The organism is Geomonas terrae (genome assembly GCF_004791675.1).
GTDB lineage: Bacteria > Desulfobacterota > Desulfuromonadia > Geobacterales > Geobacteraceae > Geomonas > Geomonas edaphica.
Window position 1 is genome coordinate 201,968 of record NZ_SRSC01000002.1, and the last position, 15,755, is coordinate 217,722.

13 protein-coding genes are annotated in these 15,755 nt (G+C 60.5%); 3 read left to right on the forward strand and 10 right to left on the reverse strand.

Features of this window, described 5'->3' with window-relative positions; translation table 11 throughout:
* Positions 1–13: 13 nt before the first annotated feature.
* Entirely contained in the window at positions 14–886 is an 873-nt protein-coding gene (locus E4633_RS08200; RefSeq protein ID WP_135869769.1) for an alpha-1,2-fucosyltransferase, read from the reverse strand.
* 25 nt (positions 887–911) lie between these two features.
* Positions 912–1,964, reverse strand: coding sequence for an NAD-dependent epimerase/dehydratase family protein (locus E4633_RS08205; RefSeq protein WP_135869770.1), 1,053 nt, complete (start codon positions 1,962–1,964; stop codon positions 912–914).
* Between the two features lie 385 nt (positions 1,965–2,349).
* On the opposite strand from E4633_RS08205, the gene E4633_RS08210 reads away from it, so the two are divergent.
* Positions 2,350–3,423 carry a glycosyltransferase family 2 protein gene (locus E4633_RS08210; protein WP_135869771.1) on the forward strand — a complete coding sequence of 358 codons (1,074 nt, stop codon included), beginning with the start codon at positions 2,350–2,352 and terminating at the stop codon, positions 3,421–3,423.
* 105 nt (positions 3,424–3,528) lie between these two features.
* Positions 3,529–3,936 carry a hemerythrin domain-containing protein gene (locus E4633_RS08215; RefSeq protein ID WP_129126135.1) on the forward strand — a complete coding sequence of 136 codons (408 nt, stop codon included), beginning with the start codon at positions 3,529–3,531 and terminating at the stop codon, positions 3,934–3,936.
* Between the two features lie 45 nt (positions 3,937–3,981).
* Here E4633_RS08215 and E4633_RS08220 read toward each other — a convergent pair whose 3' ends face one another.
* Entirely contained in the window at positions 3,982–5,361 is a 1,380-nt protein-coding gene (locus tag E4633_RS08220; RefSeq protein ID WP_135869772.1) for a DUF6056 family protein, read from the reverse strand.
* A 284-nt stretch (positions 5,362–5,645) separates the two neighbouring features.
* Here E4633_RS08220 and E4633_RS08225 point away from each other — a divergent pair, with 284 nt between their 5' ends.
* Positions 5,646–6,410, forward strand: a complete 765-nt coding sequence (locus E4633_RS08225; RefSeq protein WP_135869773.1) for an undecaprenyl-diphosphate phosphatase — start codon at positions 5,646–5,648, stop codon at positions 6,408–6,410.
* A gap of 8 nt (positions 6,411–6,418) precedes the next feature.
* Here the strand turns inward: E4633_RS08225 and E4633_RS08230 are convergent, their stop codons facing one another.
* From E4633_RS08230 to E4633_RS08260, 7 genes are all read right to left on the reverse strand, one after another.
* Positions 6,419–7,156: a sulfite exporter TauE/SafE family protein gene (locus tag E4633_RS08230; protein ID WP_135869774.1), complete on the reverse strand. Its 738-nt coding sequence runs from the start codon at positions 7,154–7,156 to the stop codon at positions 6,419–6,421.
* Between the two features lie 114 nt (positions 7,157–7,270).
* A complete protein-coding gene (locus tag E4633_RS08235; RefSeq protein ID WP_135869775.1) occupies positions 7,271–8,656 on the reverse strand; it encodes a NarK family nitrate/nitrite MFS transporter in 1,386 nt (461 codons plus the stop codon).
* 26 nt (positions 8,657–8,682) lie between these two features.
* Positions 8,683–9,348 carry a respiratory nitrate reductase subunit gamma gene (locus E4633_RS08240; RefSeq protein WP_135869776.1) on the reverse strand — a complete coding sequence of 222 codons (666 nt, stop codon included), beginning with the start codon at positions 9,346–9,348 and terminating at the stop codon, positions 8,683–8,685.
* A complete protein-coding gene (narJ, locus tag E4633_RS08245; protein WP_135869777.1) occupies positions 9,342–9,887 on the reverse strand; it encodes a nitrate reductase molybdenum cofactor assembly chaperone in 546 nt (181 codons plus the stop codon). Before narJ ends, E4633_RS08240 begins: the two co-directional genes overlap by 7 nt.
* A complete protein-coding gene (gene narH, locus E4633_RS08250; protein ID WP_135869778.1) occupies positions 9,884–11,338 on the reverse strand; it encodes a nitrate reductase subunit beta in 1,455 nt (484 codons plus the stop codon). The genes narJ and narH overlap by 4 nt, the downstream gene beginning before the upstream one ends.
* 16 nt (positions 11,339–11,354) lie before the next feature.
* Positions 11,355–14,927 (reverse strand): nitrate reductase subunit alpha, encoded by a 3,573-nt coding sequence (locus E4633_RS08255; RefSeq protein WP_135869779.1) that lies wholly within the window; start codon positions 14,925–14,927, stop codon positions 11,355–11,357.
* Entirely contained in the window at positions 14,927–15,751 is an 825-nt protein-coding gene (locus E4633_RS08260; protein ID WP_135869780.1) for a c-type cytochrome, read from the reverse strand. The genes E4633_RS08255 and E4633_RS08260 overlap by 1 nt, the downstream gene beginning before the upstream one ends.
* Positions 15,752–15,755 lie beyond the last annotated feature (4 nt).

Genomic DNA, 15,755 nt, shown 5'->3' on the forward strand with positions numbered 1-15,755 from the left:
GCAGGTTTGCCGCTTAGATCCGCAGCCAGGAACCCGGCACGAGGTCGGAGGTATCGATCTTCGGATCGTTGAACCAGCGCAGGGGGGCGATGACCCGTTTCTCAGGATGCGAGCAGAGCCAGGCGGCCCACCAGGCGAAACTGCTGTTGGGGATGATGAAGTGCCTGCACGACGTCATCAGAAACAAGTAGTCCATGAAGTCGGGCCCCGCGTATTCGTGCCCGACCACCGTGGTGTCGGGTGAGCCGGAAAACTGTTCCCTGCACCATGCGACGTCATCGGAAAAGACGTAGTACCTGGTGTTTTTTAACGACGCATCGAGGAGTTTTCGCCCCTCGCCGAAGTAGTCCATCCCAAGGCAGCCGTGAAAGCTGTTGTTCAGAAAGTCCCCTCTCCGCACGTTGATGCAGACCGAGTTGCTTCCCTTTATCTCTTCGCAGAGCCTTGCCACATGATCGTCGCCTGAACCTAGCGGCTGTAACTCGGTGCGGATGGTCCCTTCGATCTCCTCGAAGTACTTTGTGGACTGCCAGTAACCGTCGAGATAGATGTCACCGGTGGCCTTTTTAAAGCGTGGGTTGAACTTGATATCCGGATCGGTCAGGTAGCAGGGCTGCACGCAGCCTAGTAACTGCTTTACCCGGGTCAGCAGCCGCTTGGGCGACCCGTGACGGCCGAAGCGCTGCAGTTCCTCGTCCGTGGCGAACTCTGGCTTTATGTTGAAGTTGTAGAGCTCGTATTTTCTCGGGACACACCCAGGCGGAGGGTTGCTGTAATGGCTCAGGTCGAGTTTGAGCACGTCCTTGTTCGCGTGAGCGAGGGCGCGCCCGGCGGCGTATTGAAACATCTGGTTTCCAAGTCCGCCCATCAGCTTGACTACGATCACGATTGCTTACCTCCCTGCAGCACAGTTACGACAACCTGTCGCGCCACGACTGGACGATCTCCTCGATCGTCGCGGTGAGGGTTCTGGTGATGTCCCACGACGGGTAGTGCGATCTCATCTTGCTGAGATCGCTGTAGTAGCAGATATGATCACCTATACGGTTCTCTTCCACATAGCTGTAGAGCTGCTTCTTGCCGCTGAAGCCTTCAACCAGTTCGAAGGCCTCAAGTATCGAGCAGGAGTTGTTCTTGCCGCCGCCCAGGTTGTAGACCTCGCCGCAGCGAGGGGCGCTGTAAAAGGCGTGGATGAAGCGCGCCACGTCCTCGGAATGGATGTTGTCGCGGACCTGTTTTCCCTTGTAGCCGAAGATGCGGTACTCGATTCCCTCGAGGTTGCACCTGACAAGGTAGCTTAAAAAGCCGTGCAACTGGACCCCGGAATGGTTGGGGCCGGTCAGGCAGCCTCCGCGCAGGCAGCAGGTGGGCATGTTGAAGTACCGGCCGTACTCCTGGACCATGACGTCCCCTGCGACTTTTGATGCGCCGAAGAGCGAATGCTTGGACTGGTCGATGGAAAAGGTTTCCGGGATCCCGTTCGCGTACGCCGGGTCATCGTACTCCCAGCGCGTCGGCAGTTCCTTGAGAGCGATGGTGTTGGGGAGGTCGCCGTACACCTTGTTGGTCGACATGTGGATGAAGGGAGCCTCGGGGCAGGCCCTGCGAGCCGCTTCCAGGAGGTTCAGCGTTCCGACCGCGTTGGTGTCGAAGTCGTCAAAGGGGATATCCGCGGCACGGTCGTGGGACGGCTGTGCCGCCGCGTGCACGATGACGTCGGGCTTAAGATCCTTGACCAGGTTGAGAATCGCTTCGCGGTTTCTTATGTCGACGGCATGGTGGCGATAGTTCTGCAACGCGGTTTGCAGTCGCTTTAGACTCCACTGGGTGTCACCTTGGGGGCCGAAAAAGACGGCCCGCTGGTTGTTATCGATGCCGTGTACGGTAAAGCCCTGGCCATGGAAAAAAGTCGCTACTTCCGAACCTATGAGTCCTGCTGAGCCGGTTACCAAAACGGATTTCATGTTTCACCTCTCTATGACAGAGTCATCAGAATTATTTGCAGCCTGAAAAATGCGCTGATTTCAGAAGCCTCAGCTATGTCGACAATGGATTTCCGTGAGGAGCGTCAGATGTCGGCGGGGAAGGGGATATGATGGTTTGAAGGGTGTCTTTCATAGTACCTGCTTCGGTCAAATATCTCGGGCATATTATCATGAAGCGACCCCTTTTGGCCATAGTGCAAAAGAAGCTTTTTGTGGAACTGGTCGAAAACCACTTTACCTTCAGGTCCGGCAACGAATTTGTGTTTGAAGTTGTCGGTTTTTGTCGGTAAGATCCGACGCTGCCGGATCATCAGGCTCGCCTGACAGGTCTTTGTGGCTGCGTAATAACAGACTGGAGAAAGATGTGACTATTGCGGCGTTGGCCCACCCGGCGGTGACGGTGCTGATGGCGGTCTACAACGGAGAGGCGTTCCTGCGCGAGGCGGTGGAGAGCATCCTCACCCAGACCTTCAAGGATTTCGAGCTCCTGGTGATCGACGATGGATCGACCGACGGTTCCGCAGACATCGTCGCAAGCTTTGTCGATCCGCGTGTACTGCTCGTCCGCAACGGGAAAAACCTCGGCCTCATCGCGACCCTGAACCGCGGCATCGAACTTGCCCGCGGCGCCTATATCGTGCGCATGGACTGCGACGACGTGAGCCTCCCGGAGCGGCTGCAACGGCAGGTCGATTTCATGGAGGCCCATCCCGAGGTCGGCGTCTGCGGTGTGTGGTACCTCGAGTTCGGCGAGCGCGTGCGCAGGACGACGCGCTGCGCTTGCGACCACGACAGCATAAGGTGCGGCACCCTCTTCAACCCGGTGGTGGGGCACCCGACGGTGATTCTGCGCAAAAGGCTTCTCGAGGAGCACGGCCTGCGCTACGATGCCGACTTCGGCCATGCCGAGGATTTCAGGTTGTGGGCCGAGGCGCTCAGGTACTGCCGCTTCGCCAACATCCCCGAGGTACTGTTGCACTACCGGCTTCATCCCGGCCAGGTCACCAGCGTGCATGCGCAGCAGCAGATGGAATCCTCGGGCCGGGTGCGCCGCGACCTGCTGCGTGAACTCGGCATAGATCCGACGCCGGAGGAGTTCGAGGTCCACCAGCTGCTGAGTGCCCTGACCCGCCCCGTCCATTTTCCCATCCAGAACCTTCCCGTCCCAGAACAGCTCGCCAGGATCGACGCCTGGCTTTGCAAGCTGAAAAGGGCGAACGATGCCCGCGGCATCTACCCCGAACCTCAGTTCTCCCGGATGCTGGTGGAGCGCTGGGTGGGCGTCTGCGTGGTCAACTTCCTCGCCAGGGGGATCCTCTCTCCCGGGCTCTTCACGGCGCCGGAACTTTTCCGGCATACCGGTTCCGCATGGCGTTACGCCTTTGCCTTCATCTCCCACCGCATCCGCACAGCCCTCCGCGATTCCTTAATTTCTTGACCTGCATCAAGCCGCAGCGCTCCGGCCTGGCCTATACTCCGATCATACAAAGCAAACGTTCTGATCTAGTTGCAGGACAAAGACGGCATCAAGGAGAGGTGGCTCATGGCAAGGTTGATCGACGAGTTGAAGAGGGACCACGTGGAAATCGAGGCGATGCTCAATCGCGTGAAGGATACCACCATCACCAACAAGGAAGCGCACAGGATCCTCGTTGCGGCGCAAAACACGCTGCTCGCCCACCTGAGGAAGGAAGACACCCAGCTTTACCCGGTGCTGAACCGTGCCGCGCAGACGGACCAGGCGCTCAAGCGCACCGTCGATTTCTACGCGAAGGACATGGAGGAGATCTCAGGCAACGCCATCGCCTTCTTCAAGAAGTACGCGGCGGACGACGCTCCCATCGACATCGAGTTCGCCAGGGCGCTCGGGCGACTCTTCGCGACCATATCGAGGAGGCTGCGCAGCGAGGAGAACACCCTGTACGCCTCTTACGAAAAGCTCAGCGCTTGAGGTCGTTTCACAAAGGGTTCGGCCGCTTGTTCTAAAGGAATCGGCTTATAGCTTCTTGTACGTCGTCGCTATTGCCTTCAAGTGAAAATACTGGGCGTACGACACGTTTTTCCAGTCATCCTTTTTCGTTGTTATGTCGGCTGAGAAGATCGTGCCCGGATTTTCGGACAGTACCGGTACCTTTAGTTCAGCGGCCTGTCCGCGATGCAGTTCGATCTTTTGGTAGCGTTCGTTCAACTGCTTCGAGTAATCGGGTGCGATGGCCAGATCCTTCAGCGCCCTGGCGCCGTTGCCGGTTGTGAAGAGGCATATGGCGAAGATTACGGCGATGAAGCGAAGGAAGCTTTTAGAAAAAATGGAACTCTTTATGGAGAGCAGGGATGTGCCGAGGCTGACCATGAGGAACCATCCGATCAGAAACAACATGTAGTTGATGCTGAGCGTCCTGTTCGGCGGAGCGTACCCCATGCTCCAAAACGCCGGGAAGAACAGGGCGGTCAAAGTCGACAGCCACAAAAGCGCCGCAAAAGCGCCGCTCTTGAAGTTCAAGCGAGATGCAGCGTTCGGTGCGTGTGCAGCTGTTGCGGCGACCCAAAGCAGAGTTGCCAGCCACATGATCGGCAATTTCCCCCAGGAAACGAACCTGATTGCGGACCAGCGTATCGACTCTTTGATGGAAAAGGCTATGTCATGCGCTGCGGGATAGTAACTGGAACGAACCGCGTTCCCCGGTGCGGCGGCGACGATTGCCGCCCCGACGAGGCTAGTCAGGGTAAACATCAGGAGGCGGTAGCGCTGGGGTGTTTTTCTTGCGAAGGCATAGGTCGCCATGACTGCGAGGGACATCGACTGCAGCAGCATGATGGTCTCATTCAGTCCTGCGATGGCTAGTATCAGAAAACTGGTGGCCACGACGAGCCTGGTGGTTCCCTCGCCGCGGTGCAGTTTGATCAGGGCCGCCAGCAGTAGTACGTACAGGGAGTTGCCCAACTGGTAGCTGATTCCTCCGGCCAACCAGTAGATGGTTTCGGATGTTGAGGGAAGGCCGGATAAGTAGAGCGCGGTAAGCGCAAGGCCATAGCACCAAATAGAAAGCGCCGGCTTGCTCCACTTCCAGATGGAGTGCGCCAGCGCGACGAACGATGCGCCCGTTGTCACGATCAGAAACAGCGGTAATAGCCAAAAGCCCCGTAACAGATCGAACCCGGCGATGAAACCGCTGATGATCGCCGTACTGGTGTAGCGTCCGCTCCAGGTCAGGTATGTGGAGTATTGGCTTTTGAGGAAGCCTTCCTCGATCAGTTTGTTGGCGAAATTGAAATCGTCAGCGGCAGGGTGGGCATAGAAACTAAGGCATGTATAGATGCCGATATATGCCAGTGTTGAAATGAGAATGATCCAGGTGGCGGTCCTGTCGCTTTCCAACGCCGATACTCCATCTTTGCCTATCACAGTTCCCAAGCCTCATTTCATTTAAGGTTTAAAACAACTCTGGGGCCGCGCTATACGGAAGCGCTTCAAACCTCGGCATCCTAGCATGCCACGCCTGTTTTTCAAAAAACAATAATCACATGATATTGGCCCCAGTGGGCTTTTCCTTAAACTGATCCGGTCTGAGTCACGGGCACCTTTACAAGGCGAAGATGATGGGGTATGTTACCTCGCTTTGATTACCAGCGACTGCGCCGGCAGTACGAGGAGTGTTTTCCGTGGGGATTTTTGACGCGATCATACTTGGCATCGTGGAAGGGCTTAGCGAGTTTCTTCCCATTTCATCAACCGGGCACCTCATCCTGGCATCCGCACTTTTGAAACTGCCGCAAACCGATGCTCACAAGGTATTCGAGGTGGTCATCCAACTCGGGGCGATGCTTGCCGTCGTCGAGGTGTACCGAAAACAGCTCTTCGCGCGCCCGGAACTGCTCAAGAAGCTCTGCTGGGCATTCCTGCCCACCGGCACTATCGGGTTTCTCCTTTACAAACTGGTCAAGTCCTTCTTCCAGCCCTCCCTGGTGAGTTACATGCTCATCGCTGGTGGCGTCGCTTTCATCGTCATAGAGCTCTGGATGAAGGACCGCCCAGCCACGACCCATACTCTTGACGAAGTCAGCTACCGGCAGGCCTTCATCATCGGCCTCGTGCAGTGCATCTCCATGGTCCCCGGCGTCTCGCGTTCAGGCGCCACCATCATCGGCGGGCTTGTCTGCGGGCTCGACCGCAAGGACGCCGCCGAATTTTCCTTTCTCCTCGCGCTTCCCACCATGTTCGCCGCCACCTGCTACGACATTTACAAGAACCACTCCGTGTTTCATATGGGGGACTGGCAGAACATCGCCGTAGGTTTCGTCGTTTCGTTCATCTTCGGCGTGATCGGCATCAAGGCCCTCCTCAAGTTCGTCACCAGCCACACCTTCATCCCCTTTGGCATCTACCGCATCGCCGCCGGTATCATCTTCCTGGTTTTCATGTTCTAGTTTGGAGGCTAAACCAGCAAAAGCTTGAAGCCGGCGATGGTGAGTACGAGCGATAACACCCGCATGATGGTGGGGACGGGGAGATGACGGCTACCCAGCAGCGAACCGATGGCGCCGCCCAGAAGGGCGCTTCCGGCCATGAGCGGCGCGTAGCTCGGTATCGCCTGAACGCCGCTCAGATGCCCGAGTAACCCGGCGCAGGAGTTCACCAGGATGAACAGGGCGGCGACCGCCGAGACCTCGCGCAGCTCGCCCCATTTGCAGAGCAGCAGAAGTGGACTCAGGAAAATACCGCCGCCGACTCCGGTCAGGCCTGAGAGAAGCCCTAGCGCGGCTCCTATGACGAGAGCGACCGGCAGGGACGGGGGAGTGGTGCGGACAGGGGCTGCGTTTTTCTGCAGCAAAAGACGCGATGCCGACAGGAGCAGCACCACTCCGACCAGCGGCCGGTAGATATGGGCGGGGAGGGTGAGGTATCCGCCGAGGAAACTGAACGGAATCGAGGTCGCGGCGAAGGGCCAGAAAAGCCGCCACGAGAAATGCCCGGCGCGGAAAAACGACCACGTGGTGATTCCGGCGACCAGCAGGTTCAGGGTGAGCGCGGTCGGCTTGAAGACCTCGGGCGACACGCTGAACAGGGCGAGTACCGCGATGTATCCGGATGCGCCGCCGTGGCCGACGCAGGAGTACAAAAGTGCCACCAGCAGCGTGCAGAAAAGCATCGGTATGAGAAGTTGCAGGATCATGTAACCCTCCGGCGGGCGGCGGGGGACGGCGCCATTGCCGTCGCCCCGCCTCAACTCTGCTGGAGACACCGGGGGAAGACAACACGCTTCCCCGTTCCCTTCACAGCGCTTACCTTAACAAGGCATGTCGGCATTTTTCCGCGAATAACAGTACCAGGTCAGGGCCAGGCAGCTCAGGTAGAAGGCCAGAAAGCCGTACAGGGCCAGATGCGGGGCTCCGGTGTGGGTGATCGAGCTGCCGAAGGCCTTGGGTATGAAGAAGGCCCCGTAGGCCGCGAACGCCGAGCAGAAGCCGAGAACTGCCGCCGCTTCTTTGCCCGCCTCGGCCGTCGCCTGGGCCTGTGCTTTCGGGCCGCCATCCTGCGCGGCGCGCTGGCGCTCGGTCAAGAAGATAACCGGTATCATCCTGAATGTGGAACCGTTGCCGATCCCGGTGGTGATGAACATAAGGATGAACATGGCGAGGAAGCCCCAGAAGTTGCCCGGGTTTTCCTGGCTCGGGAGGTAGTACAGCACGCCGACGGCGGTCGCCGCCATGGCGATGAAGTTCCAGAAGGTGACCCGCGCGCCGCCCAGTTTGTCGGCGATCCAGCCGCCGACCGGACGGAACAGGGCGCCCAGCAGGGGGCCGATGAAGGCGTACTGGGTCGGGCTGACCGCGGGGAACTGGGACTTGATCAAGAGCGGCAGACCGGCCGAGTAGCCGATGAAGGAGCCGAAGGTGCCGAGGTAGAGCCAGCACATGATCCAGTTGTGCTTGCGCTTGAAGATGACCGACTGCTCCTTGAAGGACGCCTTCGCATCGGCGATGTCGTTCATGCCGAACCAGGCGGCGAGGGTGGCGAGCACGATGAAGGGTACCCAGATGAAGCCGGCGTTCTGCATCCATACCGATTCAGCCGTCCCCTTGATAACGCAAAGCTGGGGATCACCGCAGAGCGCACGGAAGGAACTGGTGGTGATGACGATCGGCACCAGGAACTGCATGGCGCTGACGCCCAGGTTGCCGAGCCCCGCGTTCAAGCCAAGGGCGGTCCCTTTCAGCGATTTCGGGAAGAAAAAGCTGATGTTGGACATGCTAGACGCGAAGTTACCCCCTCCCAGGCCGCAGAGAAAGGCGAGCAGCAGCATGGTCGTGTAACTCGTGCTCGGGTCGCGCACGGCGAAGCCGATGCCGACCGCGGGGATGAGAAGCGAAGCTGTGCTGATCGTGGTCCAGGTCCTGCCGCCGAAGATGGGGACCATGAAAGAGTAGAAGATCCTCAGGGTGGCGCCGGAAAGTCCCGGAAGCGCCGCCAGCCAGAAAAGTTTGTCCGCGTCGAAGGCGAAGCCGATCGACTGCAGGTTAACCACCACCACGCTCCAGACCATCCATACCGCGAATGAGATGAACAGGGCCGGGATCGAGATCCACAGGTTTCGATAGGCGACCGCCTTGCCCTGATCCTCCCAGAATGTTGCATCCTCCGGGCTCCATACTGCCAATACTCGTGACGACATCGACCCTCCTGTAAAGTATTAAATAGCTATTTCGAACGCCAGCGGTACAGAAGCGGCGGGTCCTTCAGGAAATCTACGGGGAGGTAGAGCATGTGCACGAGTTTCGTGAACGGGAGCACCGCGACGATCAGGAAGGCGCAGGCGGCGTGCAGCTTGAACACGAGCGGCAGGTCGGCAACGTACTCGATCTGCGGCCGGAACGAGACGATCGACCAGAGGTAGGGAACCGCGGTGTGCAGGTACCACTGTGAGCCCCAGCGCATGAAGTAGCCGATGTAGATCCCGGTACCCGCCTGGAAGGCGAGGAGATAAAGCACGAGCCAGTCCGAACTGAAGGTGACCCGCTTCAGCATTCCCGAGTTCACGCGCCGCAGCAAAAGGAGCAGCACGCCGAAAAAGGCGAAGGCGCCGAGCCCGAAGAGTACGCTTTCCGTCGCGAAAAGGGTCTGCTGGTTCCCGAGGAACCCCTTGAAGAAACCGGGGAAGGCGAAGCCCAGGACATGGGCCAGGAGGATGGGAAGGATGCCGTAGTGCCACGGGTTGATCCCCCAGTAGAGGACCTTTCGCTCGAGAAACTGCGTCGAGTAGGCCGACCAGGTGAGCCGATTGCTCAAAAAGCGGTACGGCGTGACCAGGAGCACCAGCGCGAGCGCTGCGTAAGGGAGCGCTATGAAGATCAGATCGTTCAGCATGAGGGAACCTCCCGGCAGTCCGCGCTGCAAAGTAGCTCGGCCGCCTCGACCAGGGTGAACCATGGGGACGTGTCGCGCGGGGCCTGGGCCCCGATCAGCTTGTTGATGCCGGGCAGCACCAGTTTCCCGATGAACTCGCGGCGCGCCTCGTCCTCGCCATGCCGCGCCAGGTGTGCGAGGAAGGAGAGAAGCACCGCCAGGTGGTCCGGGAGTTCCTCGTCGGGCGCGACGAAGCCGTGCCTCGAGTACTCCTGTTTCACCTGGATCATGTATCCCCCTTTTTTCTGGTTGTCGCCGTACAGGTGGTGACCCAGGTACGGCGCCCCGGCCGGGTTGAAGTCGAAGCGGGCGACGTACTCTTCCTGCAGTTTTTCCAGCGTCGATCCGGTCACCAGCTCGCCGAAAAGGTTCAGCCGTGACTGGATCTCGTTTTGCCGCAGGTAGCCAGCGACACTGGCGAAGGATGCCTGCAGCTCCTCCCTTTGCCTTGGATACTCGAACAGTCTCGCCAGGGCGTCATAGCTCTGCTGAATGCTCATTTGCCGCCCCTCCTGGTCTTTTTAAGGATGCCGAAGCCTCCCTCCTGCCTGCGTTTCTCCGGATCGTTCTCCTCGCGCTGCTGCGGCGGGATCACGTTGCGCTCGTTGTAGCCCGCGATGGTGAAGAGCCGGTACAGCCTCTTTGCCGCCGCTTCGTCGAGCCCCGCGTCCGCAAGGAGCTCCGGGTCGGCCGGGAGTCCGAGGTTTTCGGCCCGCATCCGCACCCTGATCGCGATCAGCTTTTTAAGCGCCTCCTCGATCACCGCGTGGTTCCCGCCGGAGAGAAGGCTCGCCAGGTAACCGATGGGAACGCGCAGAGTCTCCAGCGCCGGGATCATGCCGTGCTCGAGGAGCTTGTGGGTATCGCCCCAGGTAGAGAGGACCGGGGAGAGGGAAGGGATGTAGTACGCCATCGGGAGCGTCCTGAATTCCGGGTGCAGCGGGAGAGCAACGCGGAACTCCTTCACCAGCGCGTAGACCGGGGACGCAGCAGCGGCATCCAGCCACTGGTCGGAGATGCCGTTCTCCTTGGCCTGTCTGCAGACCTCCGGGTCGCGCGGATCGAGGATCACGTCGCGGTGCGCCTCGACGAGTTCGGCGTCCCCTTTCAGTGCTGCCGCCTCGACGGCGTCCGCGTCGTAAAGGAGCACGCCCACGTAGCGGATGCGCCCGACGCAGCTGTGGGCGCAGGCGTTGCACTGCCCACCCTCGACGCGGGGGTAGCAGAAGATGCACTTCTCCGCCTTGCCGGTACTCCAGTTGAAGTAGACCTTCTTGTACGGGCAGGCACTGGTGCAGAAGCGCCACCCCTTGCACACCTCCTGGTCGACGAGGACGATGCCGTCTTCGCCGCGCTTGTAGAGGGCGCGCGACGGGCAGGAGGCGACGCAGGCCGGGTTCAGGCAGTGGTTGCAGATGCGCGGCAGGTACTGCATGAACATCGAGTCGTAGGACTCGATCACCTTCTTGTCTTTGAGGTTCAGGTCCTTGGCCGCGTAGACCTGGGAGCCGGAGAGGTCGTCGTCCCAGTTGGGGCCTCCCTGGATCTCCTCAATCTTTTTCCCGGAGATCTGGGAGAAGGCCTCGGCTACCGGCTGGTCCTTCGACTCCTTGGCGCCGGCCAAGTTCCCGTAATCGAAGTCGAAGGGCTCGTAGTAGTCCTCGATCTTCGGCATGTTGGGCTGGAAGAACATGTTGGCGAGGGTGGGGCCTTTGCCCATGGCCTTGAGCTTCAGTTTCTTGCCGTCGACCACCCAGCCCCCCTTGAAGCGCTCCTGGTCCTCCCACTGCCGCGGGTAGCCGACGCCGGGCTTGGTCTCGACGTTGTTCCACCACATGTATTCGGCGCCCTTCCTGTCGGTCCAGATGTTCTTGCAGGAAATGGAACAGGTGTGGCAGCCGATGCACTTGTCCAGGTTGAACACCATGACTATTTGGGCTCTAACATCCATTTATGGCTCCTTGATCCTATTTCAGTTTCCTGACCACCACGTAACTGTCGCGGTTCACGCCGGTTGGGCCCCAGTAGTTGAAGTAGTAGCTGAACTGCGCGTACCCACCGAGCATCAGGGTCGGCTTCAAGCGGATACGCGAGAGGCTGTTGTGAACGCCACCCCTTTTCCCGCTTTTCTTCGACTTCTTGATGTTCAGGGTTCGCTCCGGTGCGTGATACATGATCGCAGCGCCGCGCGGTATGCGGGACGAGACGATGGAGCGGCAGACGACCGCGCCGTTTGAGTTGTACACCTCGATGGTCTCGTTGTCTTCGATACCGGCACCGGCCGCGTCCAGATGGTTCAGCCATATCGCCTGCCCGCCGCGGGAGAGGGTGAGCATCCTCAGGTTGTCGCTGTAGGTGGAGTGGATGCCCCATTTCCCGTGCGGGGTGAGGAAGTTCAGCACGAGCCCCTGTTCCCCCTCGGTCTCGTCCAGAAGCGCTGGGTTCAGTTTCCCCTTGAAGGTGGGGAGCCCCTCGTGGAACTCACGGTAGTACGGGTGATCCAGGTAGAGCGATTGACGCCCGGTCAGGGTGCGCCAGGGGACCTCGTGCTCGACGTTCAGCGTGAACGGCGCGTACGGGCGACCGCCGTTCACGAGCCCGCTCCAGATCGGGGAGTTCAGCACCCGGCGCGGTTTCTGGGTCACGTCCTCCCATTTGATCCGCACATCGCGCGACCCTTCGGCTAGCTGCGCGAGCGGCTTGCCGACCCTCTTCTCCAGGTTGCGGTAGGCGCGGTGCGCAAGTTCGCCGTTGGTCTCGGGGGCAAGCGACAGAATTACGTCCGCCACCACCTTCTCGTCGGCGATGTCGATGAAGCTCTTGCCGTTCCAGCTACGGTTGGGAAGGGTTTCCCGCAGTTTCTCGTGCTCGTCATCCGCGTCGTAGTAGTTTCCGTGTGAACCGAGGTGCCCGATCTCGGGGCCGACCGATAGGTAGCGGTTGTAGAGGTTCACGTAGTCGCGCTCGACGATTGCGAGGTTGGGCATGGTCTTGCCCGGCACCGGCTCGCACTCGCCGAGTTTCCAGTCCTTTACCGTGCGCTGTGCAATCTCGCCCGGGGTGTCGTGCAAAAGCGGCGCGGCAATAACGTCGCGTACCGGCTCGGGGAGGTGCGTTACCGCGAGCTCACTCACCTTCTTGGCGATCATGGTGAAGATCTTCCAGTCCGATTTGGATTCCCAGGAAGGGGGGACCGCCGCGTCCATGCAGTTAACGAAGGAGTGCATGTCGGTGGTGTTCAGGTCGCTCTTCTCGTACCAGGTTGCCGCCGGAAGGACGATGTCCGAGTACATGGTCGAGGTGTCCATCCTGAAGTTGAGATCGATGACGAGGTCGACCTTCCCCTCGGGGGCTTTTTCGTGCCAGACGATGTCTTGCACCTCGCCCTTGGCAGCCTCGCGTGCGGTGCAGCTTGCGTTCGGGGCGCCGAGCACATGCTTCAGGAAGAACTCGTGCCCCTTGGCGCTTGCCGAGATCGCGTTGCCGCGCCAGATGAACCACACCTTCGGGCAGTTCCCCTCCCTGTCCGGATCCTCGATGGCAAAGCGGGTCGTGCCGCTTTTCAGGCGTTGTACAAGCCACGCGCGCGTCGCCGCGTCGTCCTCGCACCCCGCCTCCTTCGCCTGTTTCATCAGCGAAAGGGGGTTCTCGTTGAAATGCGGGGCGAAGGGGAGCCAGCCAAGCCGAACCGCTTTCGCGTTGAAGTCCGCGGCGTGCACCGGCATTTTCTCGCCGGTCTCCGGCTTGAAGTAATCCACGAAGCTGCGGTCGTAGCGCCACTGGTCCGAGTGCATGTACCAAAAGCTCGGGGTGTTCTGCAGACGGGACCCCTTGATCCAGTCGTGCGCCATGGCGATGGAGGTCCAGGGCGAGAGCGGCTGGACCTTCTCCTGCCCGACGTAATGGGCGAGGCCTGCGCCGTTTCTCCCGACACTCCCGGTCAGGATGAGGGCGGTTATCGCGGCGCGGTAGATGAGGTCTTGGTGGTACCAGTGGTTCACACCGGCCCCGATGATGACCATGTTGCGCCCGTTACTTTTCTCGCCGTTCTCACCCCATTCGCGTGCGATCTTCAGGACGGTCTCGGCGTCGATGCCGGTGTGCTTCTCCTGCCACTTCGGGGTGAAGGGAAGCTCGGAATGGTACCCGGCCGGGTAGTCGCCGGAAAGGCCGCGGGAGACGCCGAACTGTGCCATCAAGAGATCGAAGACCGTGGTGACCACGATCTCGCCCTTGTCGGTGGTGACGCGCTGCACCGGGACCTCGCGGACCGCGTCGGTTTCACCCTCGAAACGGAAGCGCACCCTGCGGGTCTCTCCCCCCAGGAAGGTGAGGGCGGGGTCGATCGCGCCGCCGTCCACCACGTCCTTCATCTCGAGGTTCCAGTTCCCCTCCTGTTTGCTCCAGCGCGTGCCGAGGCTCCCGTTGGGGACGCGTACCGAGCCGTCCTGGTCGGCAACGCACAGGCACCATTCCGCATGTTCGAGGTTTGCCGAGCGCTCGAACTGGGCGGCGCGCACCAATTCACCCTGGCGCCAGACGCCGTCTTGTTCCGTTAGCTCAACGAGGAAAGGGAAATCGGTGTACTTGGTGACGTAATCCTTGAAGAAGGGGACTTCGCGCTCGGCGTAGAACTCCTTGAGGAGCACGTGGTTCACCGCCATCCAGAAGGCGCCGTCGTGCCCCTGTTCCACCGGGAGCCAAGCGTCGGCGAACTTGGTCGCTATGGAGAAGTCCGGCGACATCACCACCACCTTGGTGCCGCGGTAGCGCGCCTCGGTCAGGTAGTGGGCGTCCGGGGTGCGGGTCATCGGGACGTTGGAACCGCAAAGGACGATGTAGGAGGCGTTGTACCAGTCCGCCGACTCGTTCACGTCGGTCTGCTCGCCCCAGACCTGCGGGGAGGCGGGGGGAAGGTCGCAGTACCAGTCGTAGAAGCTCATGGCGACGCCGCCGAAGAGCTGCAGGAAGCGCGTTCCCGCCGCATAGCTGATCATAGACATGGCGGGAATGGGGGAAAATCCGACGACGCGGTCCGGGCCGTGCTTCTTCGCTGTGTAGATGTTGGAGGCGGCGATGATCTCGGTCACGGTATCCCAGTCGCCGCGCCTAAAGCCCCCCATGCCGCGCTGGCCGGTGTAGGAGGCGCGTTTCTCCTTGTCCTCTACGATGCTCGCCCAGGCGTCCACCGGGTCGGCGTGAAGCTTTCTCGCCTCGGTCCAGCGGTCGAGCAGCGCGCCGCGCAGGTAGGGGTGCTTGACCCTCAGGGGGCTGTAGAGGTACCAGGAGAAGGTGATGCCGCGCGTGCAGCCGCGGGGCTCGTGGTTCGGGATGGTGCCGTCGAACTGCGGGTAGTCGTTCGCCTGCAGTTCCCAGCCGACGATGCCGTCCTTCACGTGCACCATCCAGCTACAGCCGCCGGTACAGTTGACGCCGTGGGTGCTGCGCACCACCTTGTCGTACTGGTGGCGGTTGCGGTAGAACTCCTCCCATTGCCGGTTTTGCGGCGAACGTTCGTCCTTGATCCTGTCGTGTGACATTATTTGTATCTCCTCTTGAAGGCGAGCGCGGCGATAAGGCAGAAGGCGAAGAAGCCAAGGCCGGCAATGGGGTAGGGATCACTTTGGGCCTGCTTTCGGGCGGAGGCATCCTTGAAAAGCGCGGTGAGCGCGGTCGCCTCATCGTCGGTCAGCGGGCGGTCCGCGTAGATCTTTTTCATCACCGGGAAGTTGAGGCTTTTCAGCACGCCGCGCACGCCGTTCTCGCCCATCTTGCCGTAGAGACCGGTAAGGTCGGCGGCAAGGGCTCCGCTGTGGATCCCGGGGTAGTCGAAGTGATGGCAGGAGACGCAAGGGGCGCCACCTTTGGCGAAGCGCTGTTTCCCGGTGAAGAGGTCCCGTCCCGTCGCGAGGAGCTCCTTGGTGACCACGACCTCCGCAGGCGGGGCGGCATTGGTCTCAGCAGGTGCTGGCGCACTACCTGACGCAGCGGAACCCGCAGCGGCGCCCGGCGCGGGAGCGCCACCACCCAGGAAGGCGACGATCTTCTCGGCATCCGGGCGGCTCACCCCGAGGCTCGGCATCTCCATGCCGTACTTTTTAACCAACTCGGCCTGAGCCGGGTCCTTCGACGCGGTGAGCTTCGCCGGGTCGGTGATGATCTGCACCAGCCACTCGGAAGAACGCTTGGTACCGACCCCTTTAAGGTCGGGGCCGGCCCCGTCACCGCCGCCGATGGTGTGACAGGAGGAACACATCTTGTCGAAAAGGTCCTTGCCCGCATCGGCGCGAACGGTTCCCGAGGCGAACAGCACCAATGTCATCGACAAAATCAAACGGCCGAGTTTTGAAAGGGCAGGCTGCATGGAT

Bases quoted from the DNA above. Each gene is read 5' to 3' on its own strand.
- E4633_RS08205 (WP_135869770.1), bottom strand. From the start codon at position 1,964: ATGAAATCCGTTTTGGTAACCGGCTCAGCAGGACTCATAGGTTCGGAA.
- E4633_RS08215 (WP_129126135.1), top strand. From the start codon at position 3,529: ATGGCAAGGTTGATCGACGAGTTGAAGAGGGACCACGTGGAAATCGAG.
- E4633_RS08230 (WP_135869774.1), bottom strand. From the start codon at position 7,156: ATGATCCTGCAACTTCTCATACCGATGCTTTTCTGCACGCTGCTGGTG.
- E4633_RS08235 (WP_135869775.1), bottom strand. From the start codon at position 8,656: ATGTCGTCACGAGTATTGGCAGTATGGAGCCCGGAGGATGCAACATTC.
- E4633_RS08240 (WP_135869776.1), bottom strand. From the start codon at position 9,348: ATGCTGAACGATCTGATCTTCATAGCGCTCCCTTACGCAGCGCTCGCG.
- narJ (WP_135869777.1), bottom strand. From the start codon at position 9,887: ATGAGCATTCAGCAGAGCTATGACGCCCTGGCGAGACTGTTCGAGTAT.
- narH (WP_135869778.1), bottom strand. From the start codon at position 11,338: ATGGATGTTAGAGCCCAAATAGTCATGGTGTTCAACCTGGACAAGTGC.
- E4633_RS08255 (WP_135869779.1), bottom strand. From the start codon at position 14,927: ATGTCACACGACAGGATCAAGGACGAACGTTCGCCGCAAAACCGGCAA.
- E4633_RS08260 (WP_135869780.1), bottom strand. From the start codon at position 15,751: ATGCAGCCTGCCCTTTCAAAACTCGGCCGTTTGATTTTGTCGATGACA.